This is a genomic window from Bacillus sp. JZ34, from assembly GCF_053903205.1.
Genome location: NZ_CP096403.1, coordinates 3,793,962 through 3,818,696 on the forward strand (window position 1 = coordinate 3,793,962; position 24,735 = coordinate 3,818,696).

Consider the following 24,735-nt stretch of genomic DNA (forward strand, 5'->3'; position numbering starts at 1 on the left):
GCCGGAGAAACAAAGCTCCGGCAAGCTGGACTATCGATCCCTCACCATTGATAAGGATACCCTTCCTTTTGCAGCATCGACATCTTCCACCCATACGGTAACAATGTCCCCGACCGATACCACGTCAAGCGGATGCTTGACGAAGGAATGGCTGAGCTTGGAAATGTGGACGAGCCCGTCCTGTTTCACGCCGATGTCGACAAATGCCCCGAAGTCAACGACGTTCCGCACTGTCCCCTGCAGTTCCATCCCTTCTTTTAAGTCCTCCAATTGAAGTACATCGGTTTTTAAGAGCGGTTTAGGGACTTCATCCCTCGGATCGCGCTCAGGCCTTGTCAGCTGGGCGCAAATGTCTTTCAGAGTGATTTCCCCGATTCCAAGCTGTTCTGCTGCTTCGGAAATATTCAGTTCGTTGATTTTGTCCTGAAGCTCTCTTGTACCGATGTCGGCTGTTGATAGGCCGAGCTTTTTCAGAAGCTCTCTCGTCTCCTTATAGCTCTCAGGGTGGATGCCTGTGCGGTCGAGCGGTTCACCGCCGTCAGGCACCCTTAAAAAGCCGATGCATTGCTCATACGTTTTCGCGCCCAGGCGCGGAATGTCTTTCAGCTCTTTCCGGCTCGTGAATTTTCCGATTTCATCCCGCTTTTTGACGATGTTGGCCGCGACTGTTTTCGATAGTCCGGCTACATATTGCAAGAGCGCGGCTGACGCCGTATTCACGTTGACGCCGACTTGGTTGACGACGGTTTCTACCACGAAGCCGAGCGAGTCGTTTAGTTTTTTCTGGCTGACATCGTGCTGGTACTGGCCGACACCGACCGACTTGGGATCGATTTTGACAAGTTCGGCGAGCGGGTCCTGGAGTCTGCGTGCGATCGACACGGCGCTCCGTTCTTCAACCTGCAGATCCGGGAATTCTTCCCTCGCAAGCTCTGATGCCGAGTAGACGCTGGCTCCCGCTTCATTGACGATCAGATAGTACACCTTTCTGTCGATGTCCTTCAAAAGATCGGCGATAAATTGTTCCGTCTCTCTTGATGCCGTTCCGTTCCCGATGGCGATGACCTCAATTTGAAAATCTTCGATGATGCGTTTCACTTTTTCAATGGCCGCGCTTTTTTTATTGACGGGAGGGTGCGGATATATGACATCGATCTTGAGCATCTTTCCCGTCTCATCGACAACTGCAAGCTTGCAGCCTGTGCGGAATGCCGGATCGACGCCGAGAACGAGCTTTCCTTTCATCGGCGGCTGCAGCAGCAGCTTGCGCAGATTCTCGGCAAAAATGTGAATCGCTTGATCTTCCGCCTTTTCCGTCAATTCTTTTCTGATTTCTCTTTCGATGGACGGCTGAATGAGGCGCTTATAGCCGTCTTCGATTGCGCTTTTCAGCACATCTTGAGCACTTGTTTGCTTGTGTTGTAAAATTCGTTTTTCCAAGTAAGCTTGAATGCGGTCTGCCGGCGGCTCGACCGACACTCTCAAAATCTCCTCTTTTTCGCCGCGGTTAACCGCAAGCACGCGATGAGGAACGATTTTTTGAATCGGCTCTTCATATTCATAATACATTTCATAGATTTTCTTCTCATCGGCTTCGGCGTCTTTCACCGCGGATTTCAGCGTTCCTCTTTTAAAAGTCTCCTGCCGGATCCACTTTCTGTATTCCGGTTCGTCTGAGATCCGTTCAGCCAGTATGTTTTTTGCTCCTTCAAGCGCTTCTTCGGCGCTCATGACTTCCTTTTCTTCATTTATGTACTTGCGTGCTTCGGCTATTACGTCTTCGTTGCGCGGGAGCGCGATGATGAAATCAGCCAAAGGTTCAAGGCCTTTGCTTTTGGCGATCGTCGCCTTCGTTTTTCGTTTTTGTTTAAATGGTCTGTATAAGTCTTCAACTTCCTGGAGCTTGTCCGTTTTTTCGATATCGAGCTTCAGCTGTCCGGTCAGCTTACCCTGTTCGTCGATCAGCCGGATGACTTCGTCTTTCCGCTGATTTAAATGCTGGATGTATCCCCAGCGTTCGGAGATTGTTTGAATTTGGACTTCATCCATGGAGCCCGTTTGTTCTTTGCGGTATCTCGCGATAAAGGGAACGGTGTTTCCGTCCTCTAACAATTGAATGACACTCTCGACATGCTTTGACGCAAGCTCTGTTTCTTTTGCGATTTGTTTGACGATTAACGCTAAAGTATCCATTGTAGCCTCCAAAAGAATGTTGTCTTCTTAGTGTACCAAAACAAACAGAAAAACACCTATATCAAAGGGCAGCTTCTTTAAAAAAGCTGTCCGATGATATAGGTGAGATCGTCTTTTCCTATTAGTGTGTATGATTCAAGCTGATTCGATATATCTCCAGGTGTGTGGTGCTGTTTTAAATAAGACCGGAGAGCGGGTACTTCCAATCCGTCTGAATACATGATGAATCTTGACCCTTTTTCATACGTGTAGGTGAATGTTTTGTATGTTTGCGGCTTTCCCGACATGTATCCCGTCACAGGGAGAGGGTGGATATATTTGTCCGAAGGAGCGTACAAGATAAAGCGGATATTGCCTACAGAGCTGTAAGCAATCGTTCTTGTTCGAAAATCGGCTTTTAAAATCGCCACAGTTGCGCCGCGCTTATGTTTCAGCTCTTGATTGCACCGTTCCATCAAGCTTGCGACTTCTTCATGACCGTGCTCTTCGACAACTTCGCTGATAACCGCGGAGGATTCTTGTGCCATCGCACCGCTGCCAAGCCCGTCGGCCAGCGCGCACACCATAGTTTCGTCAGTCGCATGGAAATAAAAACTGTCTCCGCAGACGGCTTTTCCTTCTTTAGGAAGCTGATAAACAAGCGCTTGCATATGTTCATTCGACTCAGTCCAAATCATGGTTTAAGCTCCATAAACGGATCTTCAGCCAACGCTTCCCGCAGCTTTTTGACAGCTTTGCGCTGCAGACGTGAGACGTGCATTTGCGATATGCCCAGCATGTCACCGGTTTCTTTTTGGCTTTTGTTTTGAATGTAAGTCAGCTCAATGATTTGCTTTTCGCGGTCGGACAGTACGTGCAATACGCTTTCAAGCATCAGCTTTTGGTTCACCTTTTCATAGCCTTCCTCCTGCGAGCCGACGATGTCGAGGATCGTCACCGTGCTGCCGTCTGCATCCGCTTCAATGCTGTGGTCGACGGAAAGCGCCTGATAGCTTTTGCCCATCTCCATTGTTTCCAGCACTTCTTCTTCTGTGACGTCAAGAAACTCGGCAATCTCATCGACTTTTGGGGACCTTTGCGTTTCATTCGTTAAATGATCCACCGCCATTTTAATTCTCGGCCCGAGCTCCTTGATCCTTCTCGGAACGTGGACGCTCCAGGTTTTATCACGGAGAAACCGTTTGATTTCTCCGATAATGGTCGGAATCGCAAACGCTTCAAACGATTTTCCCACATCGGGATCATAGCGTTTGATGGCTCCAAGCAATCCGAGCATCCCAACCTGGCATAAATCTTCATGAAAGCTTTTTCCTTTTGAGTATTTTTTGGCGAGTGTTTCCACCAGATTTTTATATGTCTGAACAAGGGTCAGCTGAGCGTCTTCATCCTGGCTATCCTGATATTTTTTGATCAGCGTGTCGACTTCGGTTTTAGTTAGTTTCGTAGTTTTGGACGGTTGTGCCATCATCAACTCGCTCCCTGTTTAAGAACTTTGTCATCGAGACGGTTACGCCTGAGTCAATCTGGACACGCACTTCATCCATGAGCGTCTCCATTAAATATAAACCGAGCCCTCCTTCTGACAATTGATCTACCGTATGTTCAGGGGAATATGGCCCCAGCCCTTTCTGTTTATCGTGAATGTCAAAACTGTCTCCCTGATCTGCGACGATGATTTCGAGGCGGTCTTCAAACACGCCGAATCTGACGGAGACCTCTCCAGTTTTGTCTGCTTTATAAGCATGCTGCACAGCGTTTGTGCACGCTTCGCTGACCGCAATTTTCAAATCTTCGATGTCATCATAAGAATACCCCATCTTGCTTGCAATCCCCGACAGGGTTAAACGAATGATTCCTACGTATTCAGGTTTGGCAGGTGACTTCATTTCAATGTAATCAGCTGCTCTCTTCATTATAATCCACCCTCTGACTTTCCAGAAATATCAATGATGTCCTTTAAGCCTGTAATATCAAACAAACGGATCAAACGCTCTGACAGATTTTCAAGCACTAAAGAACCCCCAGTTCTGTTTACCGCTTTGTAAATGCCGACAAATACACCCAGCCCTGTACTGTCCATATATGAAACGTCTTTCAGAGAAACTTTGAGATCTTTTCCTTCTTCCGCGAGCGGCATCAGCTCATCCCGCAATGCCGGGGCCGTATGCACATCAATTTCGCCCGCCACTTTTACTTCTATCACATGATCATTTTTTTTCGTATCAACTGCCAAATTCACAATATCACCTCTGGTTCTCTTAATGAGCTACTGGTTTATTACCCAGCGAAGAGAAACTTTAAACCTTTCTTTTGAAAACAATGAGAGTAAAATCGTCATGAAGCTGAAAATCCTGAAGCTTGAGCAGATGTTCGTATATACAGTCAACCATTTGCTGAGCCGGTTTCTCCATATGTACAGTGATTAGGTTCTGCAAGTCAGACCGCTCCAAAAATCCGCTGTCTGTCCGGCATTCGGTTACACCATCTGAAAAAAGAACGATCATATCGCCAATATCCAGTTTTTGCTCGTACTGCTCATAGTCGTATTGTGATGAAATGCCAAGAACGAGGCCTTTTGCGTTTAAATCGTAAAATTTATTTTCCCTGCAAGAATAATAAAAGCCAGGTTCATGACCGGCAGATGAAAACGTAAATAGGTGTTTTTGGAGATGATAATTGCCATAAAACATTGTAATAAACATGCTAGGGTCCACATTTTGTTCGACGACCCTGTTCAGGTTTTTCAGCACCTGTGAAGGAGATGTGCCCGAATCCGGAAGAGAGTCCATCGCATATTTGATCATCGACATGCATAACGCGGCCGGTATTCCTTTCCCGATCACATCTGCAATGGCGATGTTAATCGATTCCTTGTCCCGTACAAAATGATAATAATCACCGCTCATTTGCTTAGCCGGAACGCTGACCGCTCCGATTTCAAGCGCTTCAACTTTCGGGATCTTCGTCTCGAGCAGCGTTTGCTGGACATTTGCGGCAATTTCGATTTCCGATTTAATTTCCTGCTGAATTCCTCTTAATGTCTGATGTTCTTGATAGGCCAAACCGTATCCAATCATCACTTCAATTAAAAAATCGAGAGAATGGAACACATGGTCCGGAAGATCCGGATATAATTCAGACAGAACTTTTCGGTGTATGCTGATAATCTCTTCCGGCGGCACTTGATGTTCAATCGTTTTTCTGCTGAATTTCTGCCCCTGATAAAGGGATGTCTCTGTTAATTCAGATATATAACGGCTAAGCAGCTGTCGATAGCGCTGCTCAATCACTTCCCTGAAATCCATTCCTTCCCTCCTACCGCAGCCACTTTATGGCTTGTATATCCGTTCCATTTTCCGCGTCCGAATGCAATTCAAATTGGTCCATCAGACGCTTTACCCCCGGCAGGCCCGCTCCGAGGCCGCCTGAGGTTGAAAAACCGTCTTCCATCACTTTTTTGATGTCAGCGATTCCCGGCCCCTCATCCTCCGCTATGACTTTCAACCCCTTTTTACCTTCTTCCTGAACCTGTTCGATGCAGATTCGGCCTTTTCCGGCATACAAATAAATATTACGCGCCAGCTCTGAGATGGCTGTTGTGATTCTGGCCTGGTCCACTGTGCCGAACCCCAGTTCTTTGGCGACATTTCGCCCGAGCTGTCTGGCGGCCACTATGTCCCATTCTGTCAAAATCTTTACACAGGATTGGTCTGCCATATTTATTCCCCCAATTCCCGCTGCAATGTCTCGAGCCCCTTTTCGAGATCGAGCGCCGTCTCGATCTCGTCCAAAGAAATGCCGAGTTCAATCAATGTCACCGCAACAGCCGGCTGGATGCCAGTCAGAACGACTTTGGCGCCCATCAGTTTTGACATTGTAATAACATCGCCAAGTACTTTGGCGATGAATGAATCGATGATGTCCACCGAAGTCAGATCGATCACCACTCCGTTCGAACCGGTTTCATATATTTTGTTCAGCAGGTCCTCTTGAAATTTCAGAGCGGTTTGGTCATCGAGCTCCACTTGAATGGATACCAATAAACAGTTATATAGCTTCAAAATTGGAATGTTAGGTATCCTCAAAACTTATTCCTCCAATGAAACAATTTTTCTGTCTGTCATTTCTAATGCGGTTTGAATTCCTTTTTGCAGGGTATTTTTTGTAATAACCTGAGTTAAATCGATTCCCAAATTCACAATCGTCTGCGCGATTTCCGGGCGGATTCCAACGAGCAGGCATTTTGCGCCGACCAGTCTGACAGCTTCGGAAGCCTGCATGATGTGGTGTGCGACCATCGTATCGACGACAGGCACGCCCGTAATGTCAATGAGGACGACTTCGGACCGGTGTTTGACGACGCCGCTCAACAGGTTTTCCATAATCTTTTTGGCCCGCTCCGTGTCGATCGTGCCGACGAGAGGCATCACCGTAATATTTTCAAAAACCGGGATCAGCGGCGCCGAGAGCTCCTGTAATGCGACCTTTTGAAGAGCGACGGTTTTCTCCCAGGAGATCGCATACTGATTCAAGATTTCGCTGTTGATCGGTTCGATAAATTTATCGATTTCCCATATCAGATCATAGCATTGCTGATCTTCCGGGACGTCCTTGTTCATTTCATAGTACAGGTGCTTCCAAAAAGCTGATAATCCCGACGACAGAAGCTTCAGCGGAACGCCGAGCTGTACGGCTTTTGAAGAAAACTGGTAGATGGTGTCGATCGATTTTTCATTCCCGTCCCCGGACTCATTCATAAGGATATGAATGTATTCATTGCTGATCGTCTCATACATGTGTTCAGTCAGCTTCACGTTTGTCATGTTGCTGTTTAGGTCTTTCAGAATATCCGCCAAATTCACGGCGAGTACATTTTGGTTCTCCGAGATAAATTTTAACACTGCTTGATTCGACATGTTCATCCCCCTAACTACATCTGATAACATTTTTTGGACTAACAGTTCCATTATATCGTTTGTTATTTTTGAACACAAAAAAAGTTGCTCTTTCGCCTCGAGCAACTTTCATTAATATTAAAAATCAATGAGTGCCAAACTGATTTGTAAGGCTTCGTTGACCTTTTCCATCATTTCATCATCGAGATGGGTGATTTTGTCCGTTAATCTTTGCTTGTCAATCGTCCGAATTTGTTCGAGCAATATAACGGAATCTCTTTCAAAACCGTAGCGTTTCGCATCAATTTCGACGTGGGTAGGTAATTTTGCTTTCTGTATTTGGGCTGTTATGGCTGCAACAATAGCAGTTGGGCTGAAGCGATTGCCGATGTTGTTTTGAATCACTAAAACCGGGCGCACCCCGCCTTGTTCTGAGCCAACAACAGGAGATAGGTCAGCAAAATAAACATCGCCGCGTTTAACAATCAAATGATTATCCTCCGCTTACTAAGCGCTCTACTGTGTTTTCAGCCTCATACTCTGCAAATTGAGCCTCAGAAGAGATGTTCAAATTAATCTTGGCCATCTCCATATAACCGCGTCTCATCGATTCCCGAATTTGTCGATTTTTGCGCTCGCGCAAATACATTTTTGTGGCTTGGTAAATCAGTTCATTTCTGCTCCCGTTATCTTGCATGACGACACCATCCAGTTCTGATACTAAAGCTTCTGGCAAGCGAATCAATATTTCAGTTGTTGCGCTGGATTCAGACAAAAACATACACCTCCACCAAACTTACGGATACAACACTCTATCCATTCCATCCATAATGATATCATTATTCTTTTCGCAAGCAAAGTTGTTTTTCCGCTAATTCATCAATTTTCAGGATTGATCAGGCAAGATCGGATTCCTTATTTCCATTATACTCCCATTTTCCAAAAACATACGGGGCACCCTTGAACTTATCATACAGGTAATTTCATAATTGATCGTCTGCAAATGTTGGGCGATTTCGTCGACTGAAATCCATTCGTCTTTTTGCTTCCCGATCAAGGTAACCTTTGTGCCGACAGGGTATTCTTCGGCGAGGGAAATCATGAACTGGTCCATGCAGATTCTCCCTGCTATTTTTTGGCGTTTTCCGTCGATCAGCACTTCCGTCCCGGCCAGGCGCCTCAGCCATCCATCAGCATACCCGACGGGAACTGTCCCGATCCATTCGTCAAGTTTGGCCGTATATGTCGCCCCGTAGCTGACGCTCTCGCCTTTTTTAATTTTTTTCACATGGGTGAGTTCGGTATGAAGCGAAAACACTTCCCGCAGACGAAACGGCAGCTCGTCTTTTATTTCGGTTGACGGCGCCAAACCGTACATGCCGATGCCGAAGCGGACGGCATTAAAGAGCTGTTCCCTGAAGCGCAGACCCGCGGCGCTGTTTGACGAATGCACCATTAAACGGTCAAGCGGGAGAGGGCTGATCAGTTCTTTAAAGCGGTCAAGCTGCATGTCGAAATAATCGGTATCCTTTTCGTCCGCCGTCGCGAAATGAGTGAACACGCCCGTACAATTGAGTTTATCGCTCGATTCGGTCATCTCCATTATTTCTTTGATCTCTTCTTCCGTTTTGCAGCCAAGGCGGCCCATGCCCGTGTCGATCTTCAAATGATATTCAAGAGGAGCTTCGGTCTCACCGAGAAAACCGAGCACGTCTTTCAGCCAGCCGGCTGAGTAGCCCGTCACGGTAATGCGCTTTTCCGCGGCAATGCCGGCATATTCGGGCGGCACTGCGCCGAGGACAAGAATCGGTTCTTCAATCCCCTGCGCTCTCAGCGAAAGCGCTTCATCCAGTAAAGCCACAGCAAGAATGGACGCCCCTTCTGCAAGAGCCGCCTTCGCTACCTGTGCATCCCCGTGTCCGTAGGCATTCGCTTTAACGACGGCCATCAAGTGGACATGCTCGCCGATGTGCCGCTTCATATTGCGCACGTTTTCTTTTAAAGCCGTTAAATCGATTTCGGCCCATGTCTTTCTATAGAATGGTTTTAAGCTCATCATGACACTTCCTGTTCCTTGTTTCAATCGTCCTTCCCATCATACTAAAAAGTTCGGAGAAAGGGAAATTTTGTACGGGAACAACTGCCCAGAACAAGAGAAAAATTGCTGGCACGCTATACATTTTACGGAAAAACTGTCGAAAACATACGCTTGCGCCGGAAATATAAAAACAGCCTGCTTTCCGCTTCCGGGCGGAAAACAGGCTGCTGGATAGGCACAGTCTATTTTGAAGACTGGCCTTGCATGCTTTTGGCAACCATCAGAAGTTCATCTTGAGAAAGGTCTTCTGATGAGATGAAATAGTCGACTCCGTCATAAGTCCATGACAACGATTTATCCGTCAGTGCGCCGACCGTGAAGCCGAGGTCAACCGGCTCTCCGTTCATGGACACAGAAGTAGATGTTTTGGCGACGCGGGCTTTTTCCTGAATCAATGTAAAGGACTTTTCACCGCCGTATGTGATGACGATTCGTTTGCCGTCTTCAGTCGCCATTTCTTTCTCCTCAAGCTTTTTCACGCCCTGAGGCACATCGAGCGGCGTTTTGACGGCGAAAGAGTCTGACACGTCCGCGCTTGTCGCTACGTCAATTTGAGACAGCGTCATATTTTTCTTTTCATCAAATGCGTCTTTATCGAGCGGCTTATCGAATTCAAAGCTTGTAAACTCAACCTTTACCATCGGTTTGCGGTCCGTGTCCATCACCTTAACCGATGAAGGAGCCATGTTTTTTTTATGGAAAACGATTTCCTGGGTCGGCAGCATCTGATTATGCTGATAATTCGTCTTCGTTTCAAAAATGTATTTTGAATCCTTTGCGGAAAAAGAAGCTTCCCCATCATTTTTGACATCTTTTACGAGCGATTCGAATAAGTATACTTGGCTGCTGTTATTAGGCCAGTCGCTGTGGAAGCGGAAGCTTTTATTCAGCGACGGAGTCAAAACAAACACGCCGTTTTCATTGCGCAAGATCACCTGGCTCTGGTCTTTTTTCGGGTTTTCCAAATAGACCCGGTAAAGAGAAGGTTTTTTATGCCAGATTTCCACATTGTACTCCTGCGGTTCATTTCCCGTTTCAATCGTCATTTTCGCTTTTGCCTTATAGGACGTGTATTCTTTTGCCTTCTTGTCGAGCCCCGTCACAACATCTTCTTGCGATTTTTGGCCGCAGGCAGAAAGCATAAGGATTACAAGCAGCCCCGTTAAAAGCAAAACAAAGCTTTTTCTCACCTTTTTTCAACCCCTTTTTAATCATTGATGTAAAAAGGAAGAAACCGCTTGTTCGACTTTAACGGTACGCCATAAGAACAGGGCCGGCTGTATCGGCGTGCGTACCATAAAAGCCTGCAACGACTCGTCTCCCTTATTGCACTACCCAATATATGAGCGTGTCTCAGACAATATGCAGACTAGCATGACAACCTTTCAAAATCATTTTTCTCCTCCGTACTAATCGCCGCTGCCTGTTCATAAACGTGTTACTATATATGTACGAGATCATTGTAAAGGGGCTTAAATCATAAGCATGTTTATCAGAACAGAAAATTTTCAGACGTTTATCAGGCTCTACCCGGTCACATCCGCCATACTGGCCCTGCAGCTTGCCATCTGGATTCTTTTTTTACTTCCGTTGACGGCCGTACAGATGTGGTCTGATTTATTGATTGGATTTAACTGGGGGATAGCGAATGGAGAATGGTGGAGGTTTGTGACACCGATCTTTATTCACGCCGGGTTCGGCCATCTGCTCTTTAATTCGATGTCGATCTTTTTATTTGCCCCCGGGCTGGAACGAATGCTCGGGAAACTCAAGTTTCTCATCGTTTATATTGGGACAGGAGTGATCGGCAATATCGGCACGTATTTCATCGAACCGCTGGAGTATATGCATGTCGGTGCTTCAGGAGCGATATTCGGATTGTTCGGTGTGTACCTGTACATCGTGCTGTTTAGAAAAGAGCTGTTGGGAAGCGCCAATTCCCAAATCATCGTCACCATCCTCGCCATTTCGGTTTTGATGACGTTTGTCAACCAAAATATCAATATCATGGCGCACATCTTCGGACTGCTGGGCGGACTCGCTCTGGCTCCTCCGTTGTTAAATAAAAGAGTGAACGGCTTTTAACCGTTCACTCTTTTTTCATAAGAATACCATACAAAAATATCGTCCGAATCTTTCTCCTCGACATCAGCCACCGAAAACTTCTCCATTAAAGCAGATGATTTTGTTGATGTATGGATCGAAACAAGCTGTCTTCTGCGCTGGAAATACGAGCGGCTGACTTCGAACACCTGCATGCGCCTGCGCTGAATGACAGCGGTTGTTCTGCCGATGAAGCGCGATGACATGATGATTTTGCTGCCGCTGATCTTCCAGCCGGCATCGCGGTATGATAAGTAGCCGATGATCCAGTAAAAAGGAATCAATACAGCGGACAAATAGCCCCACGGCGGAAACAGAATAGAAAGCGGAACGACGGCGAGAACCGGCCAGGATGCGCGCAGGATATAACGGCGCAGTGCGCGTTTCGGCAAGCGGTTCAAATCGTCTTCCGGCGCATAATCCGGAATGAGTTCTCCGAGATGCTGTTTGATCATTTTTTTGCTGATAATCGGAAATAGGACGGCAGATTTATCTTCTTCCAAAACGTTTCCGCCTGCGCTGACGATCGTGACGGCTGCAAGTCCAAAAGGCTGCCTGATCAGACTCTCCTTGATTTTAATCGCTTGAATCCGCTGCAGCGGAATCGTGATTTGATGCTTTTCAATCAGCCCTCTGGAAATGACGATTTCTTTCTCTTTACGCACGACTGTAAAATTCGCGTATTTCAAAAGCATCCCGACAATGCTGAGAAGCCATGCAATGAAAAGGGCAACAAAAGCAGCTAAGGCGATGACAGTCGCTCCAGCGCTATTCAAAAAAGCAAAACGGTCATACAGCCAGTCCAAATCAAAGAAGTCGTCGACTTGAGTGAAAAAAGCGAATACCCCTGAAATAATGACGCCGATCCCGCTTGATGTTGACGCTGCAGTTAAAAGCTCCTGCCCGGTCATTTTGTACATCATTTGCGGTTCTTCCGCTGTTTCCTCCGCCTCTGCAGCAGTCTCTTCCTGGGGATCCGTGACAGCGGCTTCAGTGCTTTCCGCCGCTTTTTTCCTTTCGAAAAGCGCTTGCTGAATACGTTCGGCTTCTGCCTGGGTAATGGCGACCAAGGAAACTTCCGCTTCCGTTCCTCCGCTTGCCGTTTCGACTTGAAGCTTCACCAGCTTGAATATTTGCTGAATGAGGCCAGCGCTCGTGTTGATCGTTTGAATCCGTTCGATCGGAATATACCTTTTTTTCTTATTAATCAGGCCTTCCTCTATTCGCAATTCATCCTCTTCGATACGGTATGTAAATTTGCTCCACTTAATGATGCTCGTCACGACCAAAGCAATGAAAAACAGCACGGCCGCGGCGATCGCCAGCATTTTGACTGTGTGCGACTGATTTAAAAAAAGCACTACGCCAAATGGAATGATAAAGTTTTTAACGGTCTCAACAAGGCCTTTAATAAAGTTGAGAATGACGGCGGCGGGGTGCATGCGTCTCGGTTCAGACATCATCTTCAGTCACCCTTGCCAGCCTGGAAATGGAGTCCCTGAGCTGATCCGCCTCTTCAACATCCAGAGCGGGAATGGAATGGGTCGTCGCGGCTGTTGAAATTTGCACGGAGGCGAGATTATATTTTCTGAGGATGGGGCCCTGCGATGTATCAACATGCTGGACTCTGACCATCGGAACGATCACGCGGGTCACCACAAAGATGCCGTGCTGAATATCGATTTCGTTCTCATGGACTTCGTAGCGCCATATTCTGTGGCGGATATTCGGAATAATAATAATGATGACAAATGAAATCACCAGCCAAACGGCTGCTGACAAAATGCCGATCCATACCGGCCATTTAAATATCAACCCTGCGGCAACAAGGCCTGCTGCAGCCAGCATTAAAACGAATGATGTGATACAAGCTGTAATTCTCCAGACTTTTACGCCATCGCGGCTTATTTGATTTTTCGGCTCGCTTCTCAAAACTCGATTCCCCCAATCTAGTTCTATTTACGGTCTTAGGCTGAAAATGTTTCGGATAAAGACTTTCGTTTTTAAAAAAAGGCGAATCCGTAAAAAAGGATCCGCCTTTTGATTATGAATTATATGATTTTTTTTGGCGTCTGTCATTCGAAGAACGCTTTTTATCATAAGATGAACGATTGTTCTTTCCTCTGTAGCCGCCGCCGTCTCTGCGTTTTGATGAACGGGGGTGGTGACTTTTATTTCGCTTCGTTCTGAGCGGAGCCTCTTCCGTCAAACGGACAGGCGTGTTGTCCGGCTCTTTGGTCATCATTTTAATGGCAGCCGCAACAACTGTCACAGAATCATGGTCTTCCAATAATTCCGCTGCAGCCGTCATATAGAAGTTCAGGTTATTTTCCTCGATGATCGTCCGGAGGCGGTCAACCGTCACCTGCTGCTGTCCTTCAATCGCCTCATCTAGAGTCGGTGCTTTCATGCGGTCCATTTTGCGTTTTGTCGTCTGCTCGATGGCGCGGAGCATGTCTTTTTCGCGCGGTGTAATGAAGGTCATCGCCATTCCTGTTTTGCCTGCGCGTCCCGTTCTTCCGATGCGGTGAACATAGCTTTCAGGATCTTGCGGCACATCGAAGTTGTAGACGTGCGTTACCCCTGAAATATCAAGGCCACGCGCCGCAACGTCTGTCGCAACGAGCACTTCAATTGCGCCTTGCTTAAATTTCCGGAGTGCCACCATTCGCTTCGCCTGAGTCAAATCGCCGTGGATTCCTTCAGCTGTATAACCGCGCAGATTAAGCGCTTCTGTTAGTTCATCGACGCGGCGCTTTGTCCGGCCGAATACAATCGCCAGTTCAGGAGACTGGATGTCAAGAAGACGTGTCAGCGTATCAAACTTTTTGCGTTCATGTACTTCAAGGTAGAACTGCTGAATGTTTGATACTGTCATTTCCTTCGCTTTCACTTTCACGTGCTCCGGGTTGGTCATGAAACGTTCTGCAATCCGTTTAATCGGAGCAGGCATTGTTGCAGAAAACAGCAATGTTTGATGCTCAGCGGGCACATTGGAAAGGATGGATTCGATATCTTCGATGAATCCCATGTTCAGCATTTCATCCGCTTCATCAAGCACAACGGTGTTCACTGTTTGAAGACGCATTGTGCGGCGGTTGATATGGTCAAGCAAACGGCCAGGTGTTCCAACGATAATATGAGGATTTTTCTTAAGCGCGCGAATCTGGCGTCCGATATCCTGTCCACCGTAAATCGGCAGCACGCGAGCGCGTTTATCCTGTCCAATTTTATATAGCTCTTCAGAAACTTGAATGGCTAATTCACGAGTAGGTGCGATAACAATGGCTTGAATGTTAGGAGACTCGGGGTTGATTTTCTCAACAAGGGGGATGCCAAATGCAGCCGTTTTTCCTGTTCCCGTTTGCGCTTGTCCGATCACATCTTTATTTGCAAGGCCGAGCGGAATCGTTTGTGCCTGAATCGGTGTTGCCTCTTCAAATCCCATACGCTTGATCGCTTTTGTGAGATCAGAACTTAATTGAAAATCTTGAAACGTTATTGTCAATGTATTCAAACTCCTTCTGCTTACTGTTTCAGTAATCGTGTTTTATCAATAAAAACTGCCCTTTGTGCAAAGGACAGGTCCATACTTATGCAAAGCCCGAATTACTTTACATGTTATATTACCATTCCGTTATACGTTTTTCAACAAGATGAAAATGAGCAGTGTGCTCTCTCGCCGGTTCGGCAGCCATCTATAGACCCGTCCGCGAAACGTCAAGCCCGCCTGGTGACGTCTTTTACACATTGTAACACAGGCTTGTGCGGCTTTCGACAGCATACACTCATTTTTCCCTGCCCGCATCCCCGATTATTTTTTGCAGATTGCCGTTCAATTATTTATTTTTTTATGGATTCAATCGGCGTTTTTTTGAGAAACGCCTCAACGGTTTGAAAGAGGACAGCGGAGTTTTCTTCAAGGCAGACATGGTGCTTGGATTCCGGCAAGAGGCACAGCTCTTTCTCTTCGGAAGGTATGGTTTCATAAAGATAATACGCGCTTGACAGCGGCACGATTGAATCGCATTCCCCCTGAACAATGAGCACAGGGATCCGGAGGTTTTTCAAAGCAGGCTTTGTCATCTTGACGAGCTTGCGAAACTGAAATGCTGAAGACACCGGGGTGCTTGTCAGCTTTTGTTTGTACCTTTTGTAAAGCAGATTATCCTCAAGCTTGCCTTGCAAAGAATCTTTGATCACATTCTTCAAATCCTGGATCAGCTGTCCCGGGCTGATGTACTGGGCAGCCGCGCTCAACAGGACAAGGCGGCTGACCGGATATTTTCCGGCTAAATAGGCGGCAATCATCCCGCCCATTGAAAATCCGATTAAAAATACCGTATCACACGTTTTCAACAAACGGACAAGCTCCACTTCCGCGCAAGCGATCCATTCCTGAAAACAGACGCCTTTTAAAACCGGCATCTCCCCGTGCCCGGGCAGCGTGATCATTTCGACTCGCCAATCGGCCGTTTGTTTTAAATGAGAAGCCAGCGGTTCCAATTCATACGGTGCTCCGGTAAATCCGTGAATGCATAAACATCCTATCATGACCATTCACCCGTTTTCTTTTACTGATGATCACATAAAAAACGACTTTATGATTCAATGTTCCCTTACAAATCTTTTATAACATCCTCAAGACGCATGCCTCTGGACGCTTTGACAAGGATCAGATCCCCTGTATTCGCTTTTTCTTTCAATGTCTTTTTCAAACCGTCTTTGTTTTCCGGGTTGAAATGAAGGACGCGGTGTTCGGGAAAATGTTTAAGCGCCCCTTTTGCAATATATGCACCGAGATCCCCGTACGTAAATAAAAAGTCGATTGAGTCCGGATTGACTGCCTGCCCGATGTCTTCATGAAACGCTTTCTCTCCTTCGCCGAGCTCCAGCATATCGCCGAGAACGAGCATTTTCTTGCCGTATCCCTTCATCTGGTCGACAAGCTCGATCGCCGCTTTCATCGATGTCGGACTTGCATTATAGGCGTCATTAATGATTGCAACGCCGGCCCGTGTCTTCACAAGCTCAAGACGCATACCGGTCACTTTCAGTTTCGTCAGCCCTTCTGCAATATGAGTCCTGCTGACATTCAGAAGGTCTCCGGCCGCAATCGCAGCTAAAGCGTTTTTCACATTATGCTTTCCGAGCACCGGGATGAAGAACCGGTTTTCGATCCCTCTGACGCGGAATGCCGTGCCCTCTTCCGTCTGCGTCATATCCTCAAGCTGATAATCGAAAGCCGGATCCTCTCCAAACGTCTTTGTCTCGTAAGGCGGCTGGTTCAGCCTTTCAGCGAGCAGCGGTTCATCTCCGATATAAATGAGTGTGCCCTCTTTTGAAAGCCCATTGACAATTTCGAGCTTTGCCTCTGCAATTCCTTCTCTTGATCCGAGTTCAAGGAGGTGCGATTCACCGATGTTTGTGATGACGGCGATATCAGGACGCGCCAGACGTGTCAGAAAATCAATTTCCCCTTTGGCGCTCATCCCCATCTCCAAAATGGCGATTTCCGTATCTTCCGGCATCGCCAGAATCGTCAGGGGCAGGCCGATGTGGTTATTATAGTTTCCTTCTGTCTTATGCACTTTATACTCGGTGCCCAACACAGCATGAATCATGTCTTTTGTCGTCGTTTTCCCATTTGAACCGGTCACGCCGACGATTTTCACGTCCAGCTGATGCCTGTATGCCTTCGCAAGCTTCTGCAGCGCTTCCAGCGTATCGTCAACTAAAATGACCGGCTTCCCTTCCGGAGGATTCGGTTCGCTCCGGTTCCACAGCACGGCTGCGACGCCTTCCTGAAAAGCCTGCTCTGCAAAAACGTGACCATTGAACCGCTCGCCTGCAAGCGGAATAAACAGTTGGTCTTTCGCCAGTTTTCTCGAATCGGTTGAGACGCCTTTGACGAGACGCCCTTCAAAAGCTTCATTCGTCAAAACGCCTTCCGACATTTCAGCAATTTCTTTTACCGTTCTCGTTATCATGTATGTCCCTCTCTTTCTCCAGCAAGGAAAAGAGACACTACCACAAATAAGGATAGTGTCTGCAGCTGTATATAAGGGCGAACCGCATTCCCCCGGATTCGGTCCGCTCCATCCCGTTAAAATGTATGTTTGATCTGCTGTTTTTCTTCGTGCCGATCGATTGCCAAAGCGACAAGTTTTTCAATCAGTTCAGCATACTCAACCCCTGATTGCTTCCAGAGAAGCGGGAACATGCTGAACGGTGTGAATCCCGGCATCGTATTGACTTCATTGATCAGGACCCTGCCTTCGTTTGTAAGGAAAAAGTCCGCTCTCACAAGGCCTGAGCCGTCAATCGCCTGAAACGCTTTGACCGCCATGCTGCGCATTGTTTCGTATTCGTCCTCTGTCAGGGAAGCCGGAATAATCAAATCAGTGTCGCCGTCTTCATATTTTGCTTTATAGTCATAAAAATCTTTCTTCGGAGCGATTTCCCCCGCGACTGAGCAGACAGGTTCATCATTCCCCAGAACGCCGAGTTCTATTTCGCGTCCGATGACGCCCTCTTCAACGACAATTTTCCGGTCATATTGAAATGCAAGCTCAAAGGCTTGGTCAAGCTCTTCACGGTTTCTGCATTTGCTGATCCCGACGCTTGATCCAAGGTTAGCCGGTTTTACGAAGCACGGATAACCAAGCTCAGCTTCCACTTGATCATAGCTTTCTTCTTTAGAGTGACTCCAGGTTTTTTTCACAAATGAAACGTATTTCGCCTGGTCAAGCCCTGCCTGTGCAAACAGATGCTTCATGACCACTTTATCCATGCCCGCAGAGGAAGCTAAGACTCCGTTGCCCACATATGGCACATTCAATAGTTCAAGCATGCCTTGAATGGTGCCGTCTTCCCCATTCGGTCCGTGCAAAAGCGGGAAAACAACATCAATCGAGTCTTCTTTTACATCAGCTTCGCCCGGAAACATATCGCGGTTCAGCAATGCCGGAGAAAATGTCTGGCCCGTCTGTTCAAACTGAAGCATTTTCACATTTGAAACCGGTTCTGTCAGTTGCGGCCCTCTCACCCACTCGCCTTTTTCTGTTATATAAATCGGGTGTATATCAAATTTTTCAGTATCTAATGCTTTCGTGACGGCCAGCGCGGTTTGCAGAGAAACGTTATGCTCCGCTGATTTTCCGCCGTATACCAATCCTAATCTTGTCTTCAATTCGTACTCCCCCCACTGGATTCATCTTTACTATCTTATCACTTTCCCGGGAAAATGATCTAATTATTTTAATACGGTCTAAAAACAGCATATAAAAAGCATTTGTATGTAAATCCTTTTCATTTTATATTAAAATGGCATTGAAAAGGAGAGGTTGCAATTGAAAAAAATCACAACAGAAGCACAATTTAATGAACTGATCCAATCCGATAAAGAAATCATCGTCAAATTTTATGCTGACTGGTGCCCGGACTGCACACGCATGAACATGTTCATCGGAGACATTCTTGAGGCTTATCAGGAAAATGACTGGTATGAGCTGAATAAAGACGATCTTCCTGAACTTGCCGATAAGTATCAGGTCATGGGCATTCCAAGCCTGTTGATTTTCAAAAACGGCGAAAAAACGGGGCACCTTCACAGCGCAAATGCCAAAACACCTGAAGAAGTGAACGAGTTCCTGGCTGAACATATTAGCTAATTCGTTTAAAGTTCTGATTTTTTGTCTGAACCGCAGGACATGGGAGCGCCCATGTCCTTTTTATACAAGACGGGACAGCAGCAATATTTGTTTCATAAAAGTGAGCTTTCATTAATAATTCGACACGAGTATTTCCCGGGAAACGAAAATGTCGAAATTTCGCAAAAAGTTCTTGATTCGTTTTTTATATTCAGGTAGAATGTTTTTTGTTCCTATTTTGCAATTATTTTTTCTAGTTGTGAAGCCCTTGTCGGCTTCTTTTTTTATATACGTTTTTGGATAATAATTCATATTTTTCAATTTATTTCAATATTATTTTAAGGATGTCTCTTTACATTTGGTGATACTATTTAGTATAATATCCTTTATTGATAATGATTATCAATATCACTAATGGTTGACGAGGTGATCACATGGCCCCTCAATTAAAGAAAGCGGTGGAAATGAGAAAGAAACAACTCATTCAGCGGCTTATCCAGCTTGGCATATATAAAAAAGAAGAGCGCCACCTTTACGAATTGTCTTTAAGCGAACTCGAAAGCGAATACCAATCCAACAAGAAAGGCGGATAATCATGTCAAAACGGAAGATTAAAACCTTTCATCAGCTTGTCGAAGAATATAAGAAAGAAATCGCCAAGAACCCGAAAGAAATGGAAGTCATTTATGACAAGATCGACCGCAGACACGAGAACCGCCTTTTGGCAATGTCTAAAGCAAAACAAACTTAAAAAAGAAGCCGCTCATTTTGAACGGCTTCTTTTTTACTATTCACTGAATGCAATGCCAGCAAGCTTGCCGATTGTCGCATCATCCATCGGCGGATTGTGGAGGCCCGCCCGGACATCGCGATAGAATCTTTGGAGCGGGTTCGTTCTCGCCAGACTCTTCGCTCCGACGACTCTCATCGCCCTGTCTACGACAGCAATGGCCGTATTCGTTACTGTATGTTTAACCGCTCCAAGCTCACCTGTTAAAAAGGCGCGGCGCTCCGGGTCATCATAAAGCTCTGCGACATGATACATAAAGTGGCGGGCTTTCATGAGTTCCAAATCGATTTCGCCGATATGGCGCTGAACAGCAGGCACTTCCTTAATCGGACCTTTCAAGCTGTTCGGCTGATAGTCTTTTGCAAATTGGACGGCATAATCTCTCGCTGCTTGTGCGATACCTAGATAAACAGCCGGTATATGAAGCAGCCAGCCGTTGACTTTATCCGTTCTTTTACCTGCCAACAGCTCGACAAGCATGGATTCGTCGAGACGGACATCGGTCAGCACCAGATCGTGGCTTCCCGTACCCCTCATCGCCGCCATATCCCACGTTTCTTCTATTGCCAAGCCTTCCGCATCTTTATGGATCAAGAAAACGCCGATCGTTTGCTTCTCTTCAATCCAAGCGGTGACAAGAAAGTAGTCGAGAACCGGAGACATCGTTGTAAATGTTTTACGTCCGTTTACAATCCATCCGCCGTTCTTTTTGACCGCATGGGTTCCGGGGCGTCCTCCTCTTGTTGGGCTTCCCGTCTGCGCTTCACTTGCAGCTCTGTTGATCAGCGCACCCTTTAATGCTTCATGTGAAATCGATGAAAACACATGCCGGTCCCAGCTGTTTCCTTCCGCCAGTTCTCCCATCACGCTCAAGTGCCAGCCGATGCTGAGAGCTGTCGGTCCGTCTCCTTTGGCAAGCCGTTCCTGAAACAAAAGCATATCGTAGAGTGAAATGCCTTCTCCCCCGTATTCTTTTCCGACCGTCAGCGCTGTGTAGCCTGAATCCCGCAGCTTTTGAATATGTTCTGCGGGAAATTGGGCATGTTCGTCATAATACGCTGCTGTTTTCTCAAATTCATCCGCCAGTTTCCCGATTTTACCGAGCCATTCCTGCTGCCTTTCCGTTTTCACAAATATTGAACACACACCGGCATCCTCCTGACCAAATTCCGATAGATTTAATAAGTATTATAGTTCGTTCACGGCTTGTTGTGCAAATGATACCCTTGGCAAAACAAAAAAGCGCACCTTCAGCGAGGTGCGCTTTTGACTAAACGGCTTGACCGCCGCGACGGTCAACCTTCATACCGAGATAAATCAGCATGTAGGTTAAGTAGCCCATCGTGATCGTGAGACCGCCGAAGAAGAAATCGGAAAAAAGCGGTTCTTCATATGCGGCGATTCCGGCCAGCACGACCCAGCTTCCATAAAGATACGCCATAAAGAAGCGGACGCCGTTTTTCAATTTATATAACAGAAACAAACCTGCGAGCGAAAAGAGCCCGAGCGCAAGTCTAAAATAGACAAGATGATCGAAATTAAAGGCAAAAGAAACAAATGAAAATGACAACAGCAATACAATCGGCAATGCCGTAATAAATTTTTTCATGGATGTCTCATCCCCCATTCCCTTATCCCAAAATTATAATTTAGAATAGGAAATTCACACGGTAATTACGACATATTTCACAAAAATGTCATCCCTTTTGTCACACTTTAGACAAAATATTTTATACTTTCATATCGCGTTTACAAAAGGCCCACCACGCCGTTCCGAGAAAAAACACGAGATGGAGAAAGACGATGACGAGTGAAAACAAAGGCGTCATCCCGCTAAAAAGCGGCTTGGCCTCACCGGCGTATTGCGTTAAATCAGTATTAGCGAACAACAAAAATTTACCGAGCGGTTTTTCCAAATAAGACATGATCGTCACAAGCATTTTGGCGCCGTACAGCACGACGATCGACACCATGATGCTGAGCGCGCTGCTTTTAAACAATGCAGAGCATAAAAACGCAAAGGAAACCATCATCCATACTTCAAACCACTGCGTACCGATCATTGTCACCGTATTGATAAAGAGCGGCTCCGCTTTTTCGTCGAGCTTCACGCCGAAAAAGAGCAGACCGAACAATAAAGAAAATCCGTAGTAAATGATAAAGAGCCAAATGCTTGCGAGCACGCTCGTCACGTATTTTGAAACAAGAATTTTTTCTCTTCTGACAGGACGGATCAGCAAAAATTTGATCGTCTTTTTATCATATTCAAAGGATATAATTGAAGCCGCCACCACAATCGAAAGCCCCTGCAAGAGGATATTCAGGTTTGGGGTGAATGAAAAATAGCCGATAAAATGATCCTCTGTCCCGGCGCTCATCAGGATTCTTTTCGTTATGAGCGCGAGGAGAAATTGAAAGACCGCGATCAGCGCCAGCGATACAAATGTTACTTTTCGCTTCAGCAATTTAACATGCTCGTTTTGAATCAGTTTAAACATCAGTATTCCTCTCTTCCGTTCCATTCGTCCGCGCCATATATTCATCCTCAAGAGACTGCTTAAACGGAGCGATCGAATAGACGTCAATCTCATTGGCGACAAGCTGTTGATTTAAAGCAGGAATTTGCGCTTTCGCCACCTTTACGGCGAGGAGACCTTTTTCGGCGTGGGCTTCGTATCCCTGGTCTTTCAGCCACTGAAGCGCTTTGTCATAGGGCTGTACCTCCAGCATCGCCTTTTCCTGCTTTTCATCCGCATCATTGAGGACGACGGTTGATTTGATTTTCCCTTGTTGAAGGATGACGACCCGATCGCACAAATCTTCCACTTCCTTCAGCAAGTGGGTCGCAAACAGGATCGCCGTTCCTTCTTCTTCGGCAAGCTCACGCAAGTGTTCGCGGAAATCTTTCATTCCCGCCGGGTCCAATCCGTTTGTCGGCTCATCCAAAATCAGCAGCTTCGGCCGGTGAAGAATCGCCTGGGCAATACCGAGGCGCTGTTTCATTCCGAGCGAGTATGTTTTGACCTTGTCTTCTGCGGCATCTTCTAGCCCGACCCTGCTGATCACTTCCGCCAGTCTATCCCGACCGATTCCAGCGTGCATATTTGCATAGTGTTTCAGATTTTCATAGCCTGTCAGATACGGATAAAATTCAGGATTTTCAACGATGGCTCCGACCGACCGGATCGCTTTTTCAAATTGGCGGTCAATCGGAAAGCCGTTTATGACAATTGATCCGCTCTTCATTTTAATTAACCCGGTAATCAATTTGATGAGGGTCGTTTTTCCTGATCCGTTCGGACCAAGCAGGCCGATGATCTCCCCTTCATCCGCCGTTAAGCGGATATCCTTCAATATCGTTTTGCCGTCTATGATTTTATCAACATTTTCTATATGTAAAACAGGCTGCTTTGTCATAGCCCCCTCCTCTTTCCCAAAAAAATAAACAGTGCCGAAAAGGCACTGTTTGATTATATCATTTTTGAGTTACACGGACACTTCACTATGAGGGGCTTCGATTTTGCCGTGTTTCTTTTCCGTTTCGGTGACGATGACTGCGCATGCTGCATCACCTGTTGTATTGACAGCCGTACGAATCATGTCTAGAAGTCGGTCAATTCCCAATATTAGCGCAATTCCTTCAACTGGAAGGCCAACTGTTTGAAGAACCATGGCGAGCATAATCAGTCCGACACCCGGAACACCCGCTGTTCCAATGCTGGCAAGCACTGCGGTGAGAACAACCATCAACAGCTGTGTCAGTGACAGGTCATTGCCGTACACCTGAGCGATAAAGACCGTCGCTACCCCTTGCATAATCGCCGTGCCATCCATGTTGATCGTAGCTCCAAGCGGCTGAACAAAGCTTGAGATCGGCTCTGGCACTTTCAGCTTTCTTTGAGCGACATCCATCGAAACCGGAAGCGTCGCGTTGCTGCTTGACGTACTGAAGGCAACAAGCATAACCTCTGAAAAATCTTTAAAGAATGTGAACGGGTTCCGCTTTGCCAAAAACGCAATCGCTGAGCCGTATGTGACGATGGTGTGGATGAACAGCGCCAGAATGACGACGATCATATAAAGCCCCATTGCTTTAATGGCGTCCCATCCTTGACTTCCGATTGCCCCGGCAATCAAGCCGAACGTACCGTACGGTGCGAACTTCATGACGAGATTGACGAGATACATCATTAGATCGTTACCTTGTTCAACCACTTTGAGAAGAGCGTCCGCTTTTTTGCCGAGCATCGTAATTCCGAGACCGACCAAAATGGAGAAAGCAATGATTTGCAGCATATTTCCTTCAGCCATTGCCTGAACCGGGTTTGTCGGAATGATATTCAAAAGCGTTTCGGCAATGCTCGGCGCCTTCTCAGCTGAATATTCCGCTGCGCTTGTATCATACGTTCCGATGGTTCCCGGTTTGATGACCAACGCTAAAATAAGTCCGATAATAATAGCAATTGCCGTTGTAACTAAAAAGAAAGAAATCGTTTTGGCACCGATTCTGCCCAGTTTCTTTGGATCTCCAAGTCCTGCTACCCCTAAAGTGAGAGAAAAGAAAACAATCGGTACAACGAGCATTTTAATTAAGTTGAGGAAGATCGTGCCGAGCGGCCCGAATAAAAATGTATTAAGCTTGCTAAATACATCCGGCGAAGTGACGTTCAGTATAATACCGACGGCTGCACCGAGTAATAGAGCGATAATAATTTTTGTTGCTAACTTCATATAACATATCTCCCCTTTCCAAAAAAAGCCCATGAGAGATCTCCCATGGGCTTTTACCATTAAAATTGGTTCCACATGACTCTCTTCACGTTGATGAGGTTAGCTGACGGGTTCGGACGAAGAGATGTCCGTCTTTCAGTTCGCACGGGAACAGAAAAATTCACCCCAAATGATCGGGTCCCCCACTCCTACTAAAGGATTAAACGTGTGGCGCTATTTCGTTATATAACAGTTATACCTGAAAATTCGAAATATGTAAACCAAATTTTCTGA

28 protein-coding genes and 1 riboswitch are annotated in these 24,735 nt (G+C 46.4%); of the genes, 4 read left to right on the top strand and 24 right to left on the bottom strand.

Annotation, left to right across the window (positions count from 1 at the left end):
• Positions 1 to 30 precede the first annotated feature (30 nt).
• From M1D90_RS19315 to M1D90_RS19375, 13 genes are all read right to left on the bottom strand, one after another.
• Positions 31 to 2,193 carry a Tex family protein gene (locus M1D90_RS19315; protein ID WP_456282986.1) on the bottom strand — a complete coding sequence of 721 codons (2,163 nt, stop codon included), beginning with the start codon at positions 2,191 to 2,193 and terminating at the stop codon, positions 31 to 33.
• 77 nt (positions 2,194 to 2,270) lie between these two features.
• Entirely contained in the window at positions 2,271 to 2,870 is a 600-nt protein-coding gene (locus M1D90_RS19320; protein WP_020450265.1) for a PP2C family serine/threonine-protein phosphatase, read from the bottom strand.
• Positions 2,867 to 3,658 carry an RNA polymerase sigma factor SigB gene (gene sigB, locus M1D90_RS19325; protein WP_023857858.1) on the bottom strand — a complete coding sequence of 264 codons (792 nt, stop codon included), beginning with the start codon at positions 3,656 to 3,658 and terminating at the stop codon, positions 2,867 to 2,869. The genes M1D90_RS19320 and sigB overlap by 4 nt, the downstream gene beginning before the upstream one ends.
• Positions 3,624 to 4,106, bottom strand: coding sequence for an anti-sigma B factor RsbW (gene rsbW, locus M1D90_RS19330; RefSeq protein WP_020450263.1), 483 nt, complete (start codon positions 4,104 to 4,106; stop codon positions 3,624 to 3,626). The genes sigB and rsbW overlap by 35 nt, the downstream gene beginning before the upstream one ends.
• Positions 4,106 to 4,432, bottom strand: a complete 327-nt coding sequence (locus M1D90_RS19335) for an anti-sigma factor antagonist (protein WP_020450262.1) — start codon at positions 4,430 to 4,432, stop codon at positions 4,106 to 4,108. The genes rsbW and M1D90_RS19335 overlap by 1 nt, the downstream gene beginning before the upstream one ends.
• Positions 4,433 to 4,490: 58 nt before the next feature.
• Positions 4,491 to 5,498 (bottom strand): PP2C family protein-serine/threonine phosphatase, encoded by a 1,008-nt coding sequence (locus M1D90_RS19340; protein WP_020450261.1) that lies wholly within the window; start codon positions 5,496 to 5,498, stop codon positions 4,491 to 4,493.
• 10 nt (positions 5,499 to 5,508) lie between these two features.
• The gene (locus M1D90_RS19345) at positions 5,509 to 5,910 is read right to left on the bottom strand and encodes an anti-sigma regulatory factor (RefSeq protein ID WP_023857861.1); all 402 of its coding nucleotides are present in this window, start codon (positions 5,908 to 5,910) and stop codon (positions 5,509 to 5,511) included.
• 2 nt (positions 5,911 to 5,912) lie between these two features.
• Positions 5,913 to 6,278: an STAS domain-containing protein gene (locus M1D90_RS19350; RefSeq protein WP_031305225.1), complete on the bottom strand. Its 366-nt coding sequence runs from the start codon at positions 6,276 to 6,278 to the stop codon at positions 5,913 to 5,915.
• Positions 6,279 to 6,281: 3 nt separating this feature from the next.
• Positions 6,282 to 7,109, bottom strand: a complete 828-nt coding sequence (locus M1D90_RS19355; protein WP_023857863.1) for an RsbT co-antagonist protein RsbRA — start codon at positions 7,107 to 7,109, stop codon at positions 6,282 to 6,284.
• Positions 7,110 to 7,226: 117 nt separating this feature from the next.
• The gene (ndoA, locus tag M1D90_RS19360) at positions 7,227 to 7,577 is read right to left on the bottom strand and encodes a type II toxin-antitoxin system endoribonuclease NdoA (RefSeq protein WP_003179128.1); all 351 of its coding nucleotides are present in this window, start codon (positions 7,575 to 7,577) and stop codon (positions 7,227 to 7,229) included.
• A 4-nt stretch (positions 7,578 to 7,581) separates the two neighbouring features.
• Positions 7,582 to 7,863, bottom strand: a complete 282-nt coding sequence (locus tag M1D90_RS19365) for a CopG family ribbon-helix-helix protein (RefSeq protein ID WP_006638778.1) — start codon at positions 7,861 to 7,863, stop codon at positions 7,582 to 7,584.
• A gap of 111 nt (positions 7,864 to 7,974) precedes the next feature.
• A complete protein-coding gene (alr, locus tag M1D90_RS19370) occupies positions 7,975 to 9,144 on the bottom strand; it encodes an alanine racemase (protein ID WP_456282987.1) in 1,170 nt (389 codons plus the stop codon).
• Between the two features lie 224 nt (positions 9,145 to 9,368).
• Entirely contained in the window at positions 9,369 to 10,328 is a 960-nt protein-coding gene (locus tag M1D90_RS19375; protein ID WP_164468292.1) for a LolA family protein, read from the bottom strand.
• A gap of 343 nt (positions 10,329 to 10,671) precedes the next feature.
• On the opposite strand from M1D90_RS19375, the gene M1D90_RS19380 reads away from it, so the two are divergent.
• Positions 10,672 to 11,271, top strand: coding sequence for a rhomboid family intramembrane serine protease (locus M1D90_RS19380; RefSeq protein ID WP_039073239.1), 600 nt, complete (start codon positions 10,672 to 10,674; stop codon positions 11,269 to 11,271).
• Here M1D90_RS19380 and M1D90_RS19385 read toward each other — a convergent pair.
• The 6 genes from M1D90_RS19385 to M1D90_RS19410 form a co-directional block, all read right to left on the bottom strand.
• Positions 11,268 to 12,752, bottom strand: coding sequence for a PH domain-containing protein (locus M1D90_RS19385; protein WP_456282988.1), 1,485 nt, complete (start codon positions 12,750 to 12,752; stop codon positions 11,268 to 11,270). The two genes, M1D90_RS19380 and M1D90_RS19385, sit on opposite strands and share 4 nt — an antisense overlap.
• Positions 12,742 to 13,221 (bottom strand): PH domain-containing protein, encoded by a 480-nt coding sequence (locus tag M1D90_RS19390; RefSeq protein ID WP_035337159.1) that lies wholly within the window; start codon positions 13,219 to 13,221, stop codon positions 12,742 to 12,744. The genes M1D90_RS19385 and M1D90_RS19390 overlap by 11 nt, the downstream gene beginning before the upstream one ends.
• Positions 13,222 to 13,333: 112 nt before the next feature.
• Entirely contained in the window at positions 13,334 to 14,797 is a 1,464-nt protein-coding gene (cshA, locus tag M1D90_RS19395; protein WP_023857870.1) for a degradosome RNA helicase CshA, read from the bottom strand.
• A gap of 335 nt (positions 14,798 to 15,132) precedes the next feature.
• Complete coding sequence (locus tag M1D90_RS19400; protein ID WP_023857871.1) at positions 15,133 to 15,843, bottom strand: alpha/beta hydrolase; 711 nt, start codon at positions 15,841 to 15,843, stop codon at positions 15,133 to 15,135.
• Positions 15,844 to 15,908: 65 nt separating this feature from the next.
• On the bottom strand, positions 15,909 to 17,279 hold the full coding sequence (locus M1D90_RS19405; RefSeq protein WP_025810070.1) for a UDP-N-acetylmuramoyl-tripeptide--D-alanyl-D-alanine ligase: 1,371 nt from the start codon (positions 17,277 to 17,279) through the stop codon (positions 15,909 to 15,911).
• Positions 17,280 to 17,395: 116 nt separating this feature from the next.
• A complete protein-coding gene (locus tag M1D90_RS19410; protein WP_023857873.1) occupies positions 17,396 to 18,481 on the bottom strand; it encodes a D-alanine--D-alanine ligase in 1,086 nt (361 codons plus the stop codon).
• Between the two features lie 160 nt (positions 18,482 to 18,641).
• Between M1D90_RS19410 and M1D90_RS19415 the strand changes: the two genes are divergently transcribed.
• From M1D90_RS19415 to fbpB, 3 genes are all read left to right on the top strand, one after another.
• A complete protein-coding gene (locus M1D90_RS19415) occupies positions 18,642 to 18,962 on the top strand; it encodes a thioredoxin family protein (RefSeq protein ID WP_003179104.1) in 321 nt (106 codons plus the stop codon).
• 413 nt (positions 18,963 to 19,375) lie between these two features.
• A complete protein-coding gene (gene fbpA, locus M1D90_RS19420; RefSeq protein ID WP_023857875.1) occupies positions 19,376 to 19,534 on the top strand; it encodes a Fur-regulated basic protein FbpA in 159 nt (52 codons plus the stop codon).
• A gap of 2 nt (positions 19,535 to 19,536) precedes the next feature.
• A complete protein-coding gene (gene fbpB, locus M1D90_RS19425) occupies positions 19,537 to 19,692 on the top strand; it encodes a Fur-regulated basic protein FbpB (protein ID WP_023857876.1) in 156 nt (51 codons plus the stop codon).
• A 36-nt stretch (positions 19,693 to 19,728) separates the two neighbouring features.
• Here fbpB and M1D90_RS19430 read toward each other — a convergent pair whose 3' ends face one another.
• From M1D90_RS19430 to M1D90_RS19450, 5 genes are all read right to left on the bottom strand, one after another.
• Positions 19,729 to 20,877, bottom strand: coding sequence for an acyl-CoA dehydrogenase family protein (locus M1D90_RS19430; protein WP_026580583.1), 1,149 nt, complete (start codon positions 20,875 to 20,877; stop codon positions 19,729 to 19,731).
• Between the two features lie 124 nt (positions 20,878 to 21,001).
• Positions 21,002 to 21,340 (bottom strand): hypothetical protein, encoded by a 339-nt coding sequence (locus tag M1D90_RS19435; protein WP_023857878.1) that lies wholly within the window; start codon positions 21,338 to 21,340, stop codon positions 21,002 to 21,004.
• A gap of 121 nt (positions 21,341 to 21,461) precedes the next feature.
• Complete coding sequence (locus M1D90_RS19440; RefSeq protein WP_023857879.1) at positions 21,462 to 22,229, bottom strand: ABC transporter permease; 768 nt, start codon at positions 22,227 to 22,229, stop codon at positions 21,462 to 21,464.
• Positions 22,222 to 23,148: an ABC transporter ATP-binding protein gene (locus M1D90_RS19445; protein ID WP_026580582.1), complete on the bottom strand. Its 927-nt coding sequence runs from the start codon at positions 23,146 to 23,148 to the stop codon at positions 22,222 to 22,224. Before M1D90_RS19445 ends, M1D90_RS19440 begins: the two co-directional genes overlap by 8 nt.
• A gap of 69 nt (positions 23,149 to 23,217) precedes the next feature.
• Entirely contained in the window at positions 23,218 to 24,462 is a 1,245-nt protein-coding gene (locus tag M1D90_RS19450) for a dicarboxylate/amino acid:cation symporter (protein ID WP_456282989.1), read from the bottom strand.
• A gap of 74 nt (positions 24,463 to 24,536) precedes the next feature.
• A riboswitch (cyclic di-AMP (ydaO/yuaA leader) is annotated at positions 24,537 to 24,678 on the bottom strand.
• Between the last annotated feature and the right edge of the window lie 57 nt (positions 24,679 to 24,735).

Bases quoted from the DNA above. Each gene is read 5' to 3' on its own strand.
- M1D90_RS19315 (WP_456282986.1), bottom strand. From the start codon at position 2,193: ATGGATACTTTAGCGTTAATCGTCAAACAAATCGCAAAAGAAACAGAG.
- M1D90_RS19320 (WP_020450265.1), bottom strand. From the start codon at position 2,870: ATGATTTGGACTGAGTCGAATGAACATATGCAAGCGCTTGTTTATCAG.
- sigB (WP_023857858.1), bottom strand. From the start codon at position 3,658: ATGGCACAACCGTCCAAAACTACGAAACTAACTAAAACCGAAGTCGAC.
- rsbW (WP_020450263.1), bottom strand. From the start codon at position 4,106: ATGAAGAGAGCAGCTGATTACATTGAAATGAAGTCACCTGCCAAACCT.
- M1D90_RS19340 (WP_020450261.1), bottom strand. From the start codon at position 5,498: ATGGATTTCAGGGAAGTGATTGAGCAGCGCTATCGACAGCTGCTTAGC.
- M1D90_RS19345 (WP_023857861.1), bottom strand. From the start codon at position 5,910: ATGGCAGACCAATCCTGTGTAAAGATTTTGACAGAATGGGACATAGTG.
- M1D90_RS19355 (WP_023857863.1), bottom strand. From the start codon at position 7,109: ATGTCGAATCAAGCAGTGTTAAAATTTATCTCGGAGAACCAAAATGTA.
- alr (WP_456282987.1), bottom strand. From the start codon at position 9,144: ATGAGCTTAAAACCATTCTATAGAAAGACATGGGCCGAAATCGATTTA.
- M1D90_RS19375 (WP_164468292.1), bottom strand. From the start codon at position 10,328: ATGCTTTCTGCCTGCGGCCAAAAATCGCAAGAAGATGTTGTGACGGGG.
- M1D90_RS19380 (WP_039073239.1), top strand. From the start codon at position 10,672: ATGTTTATCAGAACAGAAAATTTTCAGACGTTTATCAGGCTCTACCCG.
- M1D90_RS19385 (WP_456282988.1), bottom strand. From the start codon at position 12,752: ATGATGTCTGAACCGAGACGCATGCACCCCGCCGCCGTCATTCTCAAC.
- M1D90_RS19400 (WP_023857871.1), bottom strand. From the start codon at position 15,843: ATGATAGGATGTTTATGCATTCACGGATTTACCGGAGCACCGTATGAA.
- M1D90_RS19405 (WP_025810070.1), bottom strand. From the start codon at position 17,279: ATGATAACGAGAACGGTAAAAGAAATTGCTGAAATGTCGGAAGGCGTT.
- fbpA (WP_023857875.1), top strand. From the start codon at position 19,376: ATGGCCCCTCAATTAAAGAAAGCGGTGGAAATGAGAAAGAAACAACTC.
- fbpB (WP_023857876.1), top strand. From the start codon at position 19,537: ATGTCAAAACGGAAGATTAAAACCTTTCATCAGCTTGTCGAAGAATAT.
- M1D90_RS19435 (WP_023857878.1), bottom strand. From the start codon at position 21,340: ATGAAAAAATTTATTACGGCATTGCCGATTGTATTGCTGTTGTCATTT.
- M1D90_RS19440 (WP_023857879.1), bottom strand. From the start codon at position 22,229: ATGTTTAAACTGATTCAAAACGAGCATGTTAAATTGCTGAAGCGAAAA.
- M1D90_RS19445 (WP_026580582.1), bottom strand. From the start codon at position 23,148: ATGACAAAGCAGCCTGTTTTACATATAGAAAATGTTGATAAAATCATA.
- M1D90_RS19450 (WP_456282989.1), bottom strand. From the start codon at position 24,462: ATGAAGTTAGCAACAAAAATTATTATCGCTCTATTACTCGGTGCAGCC.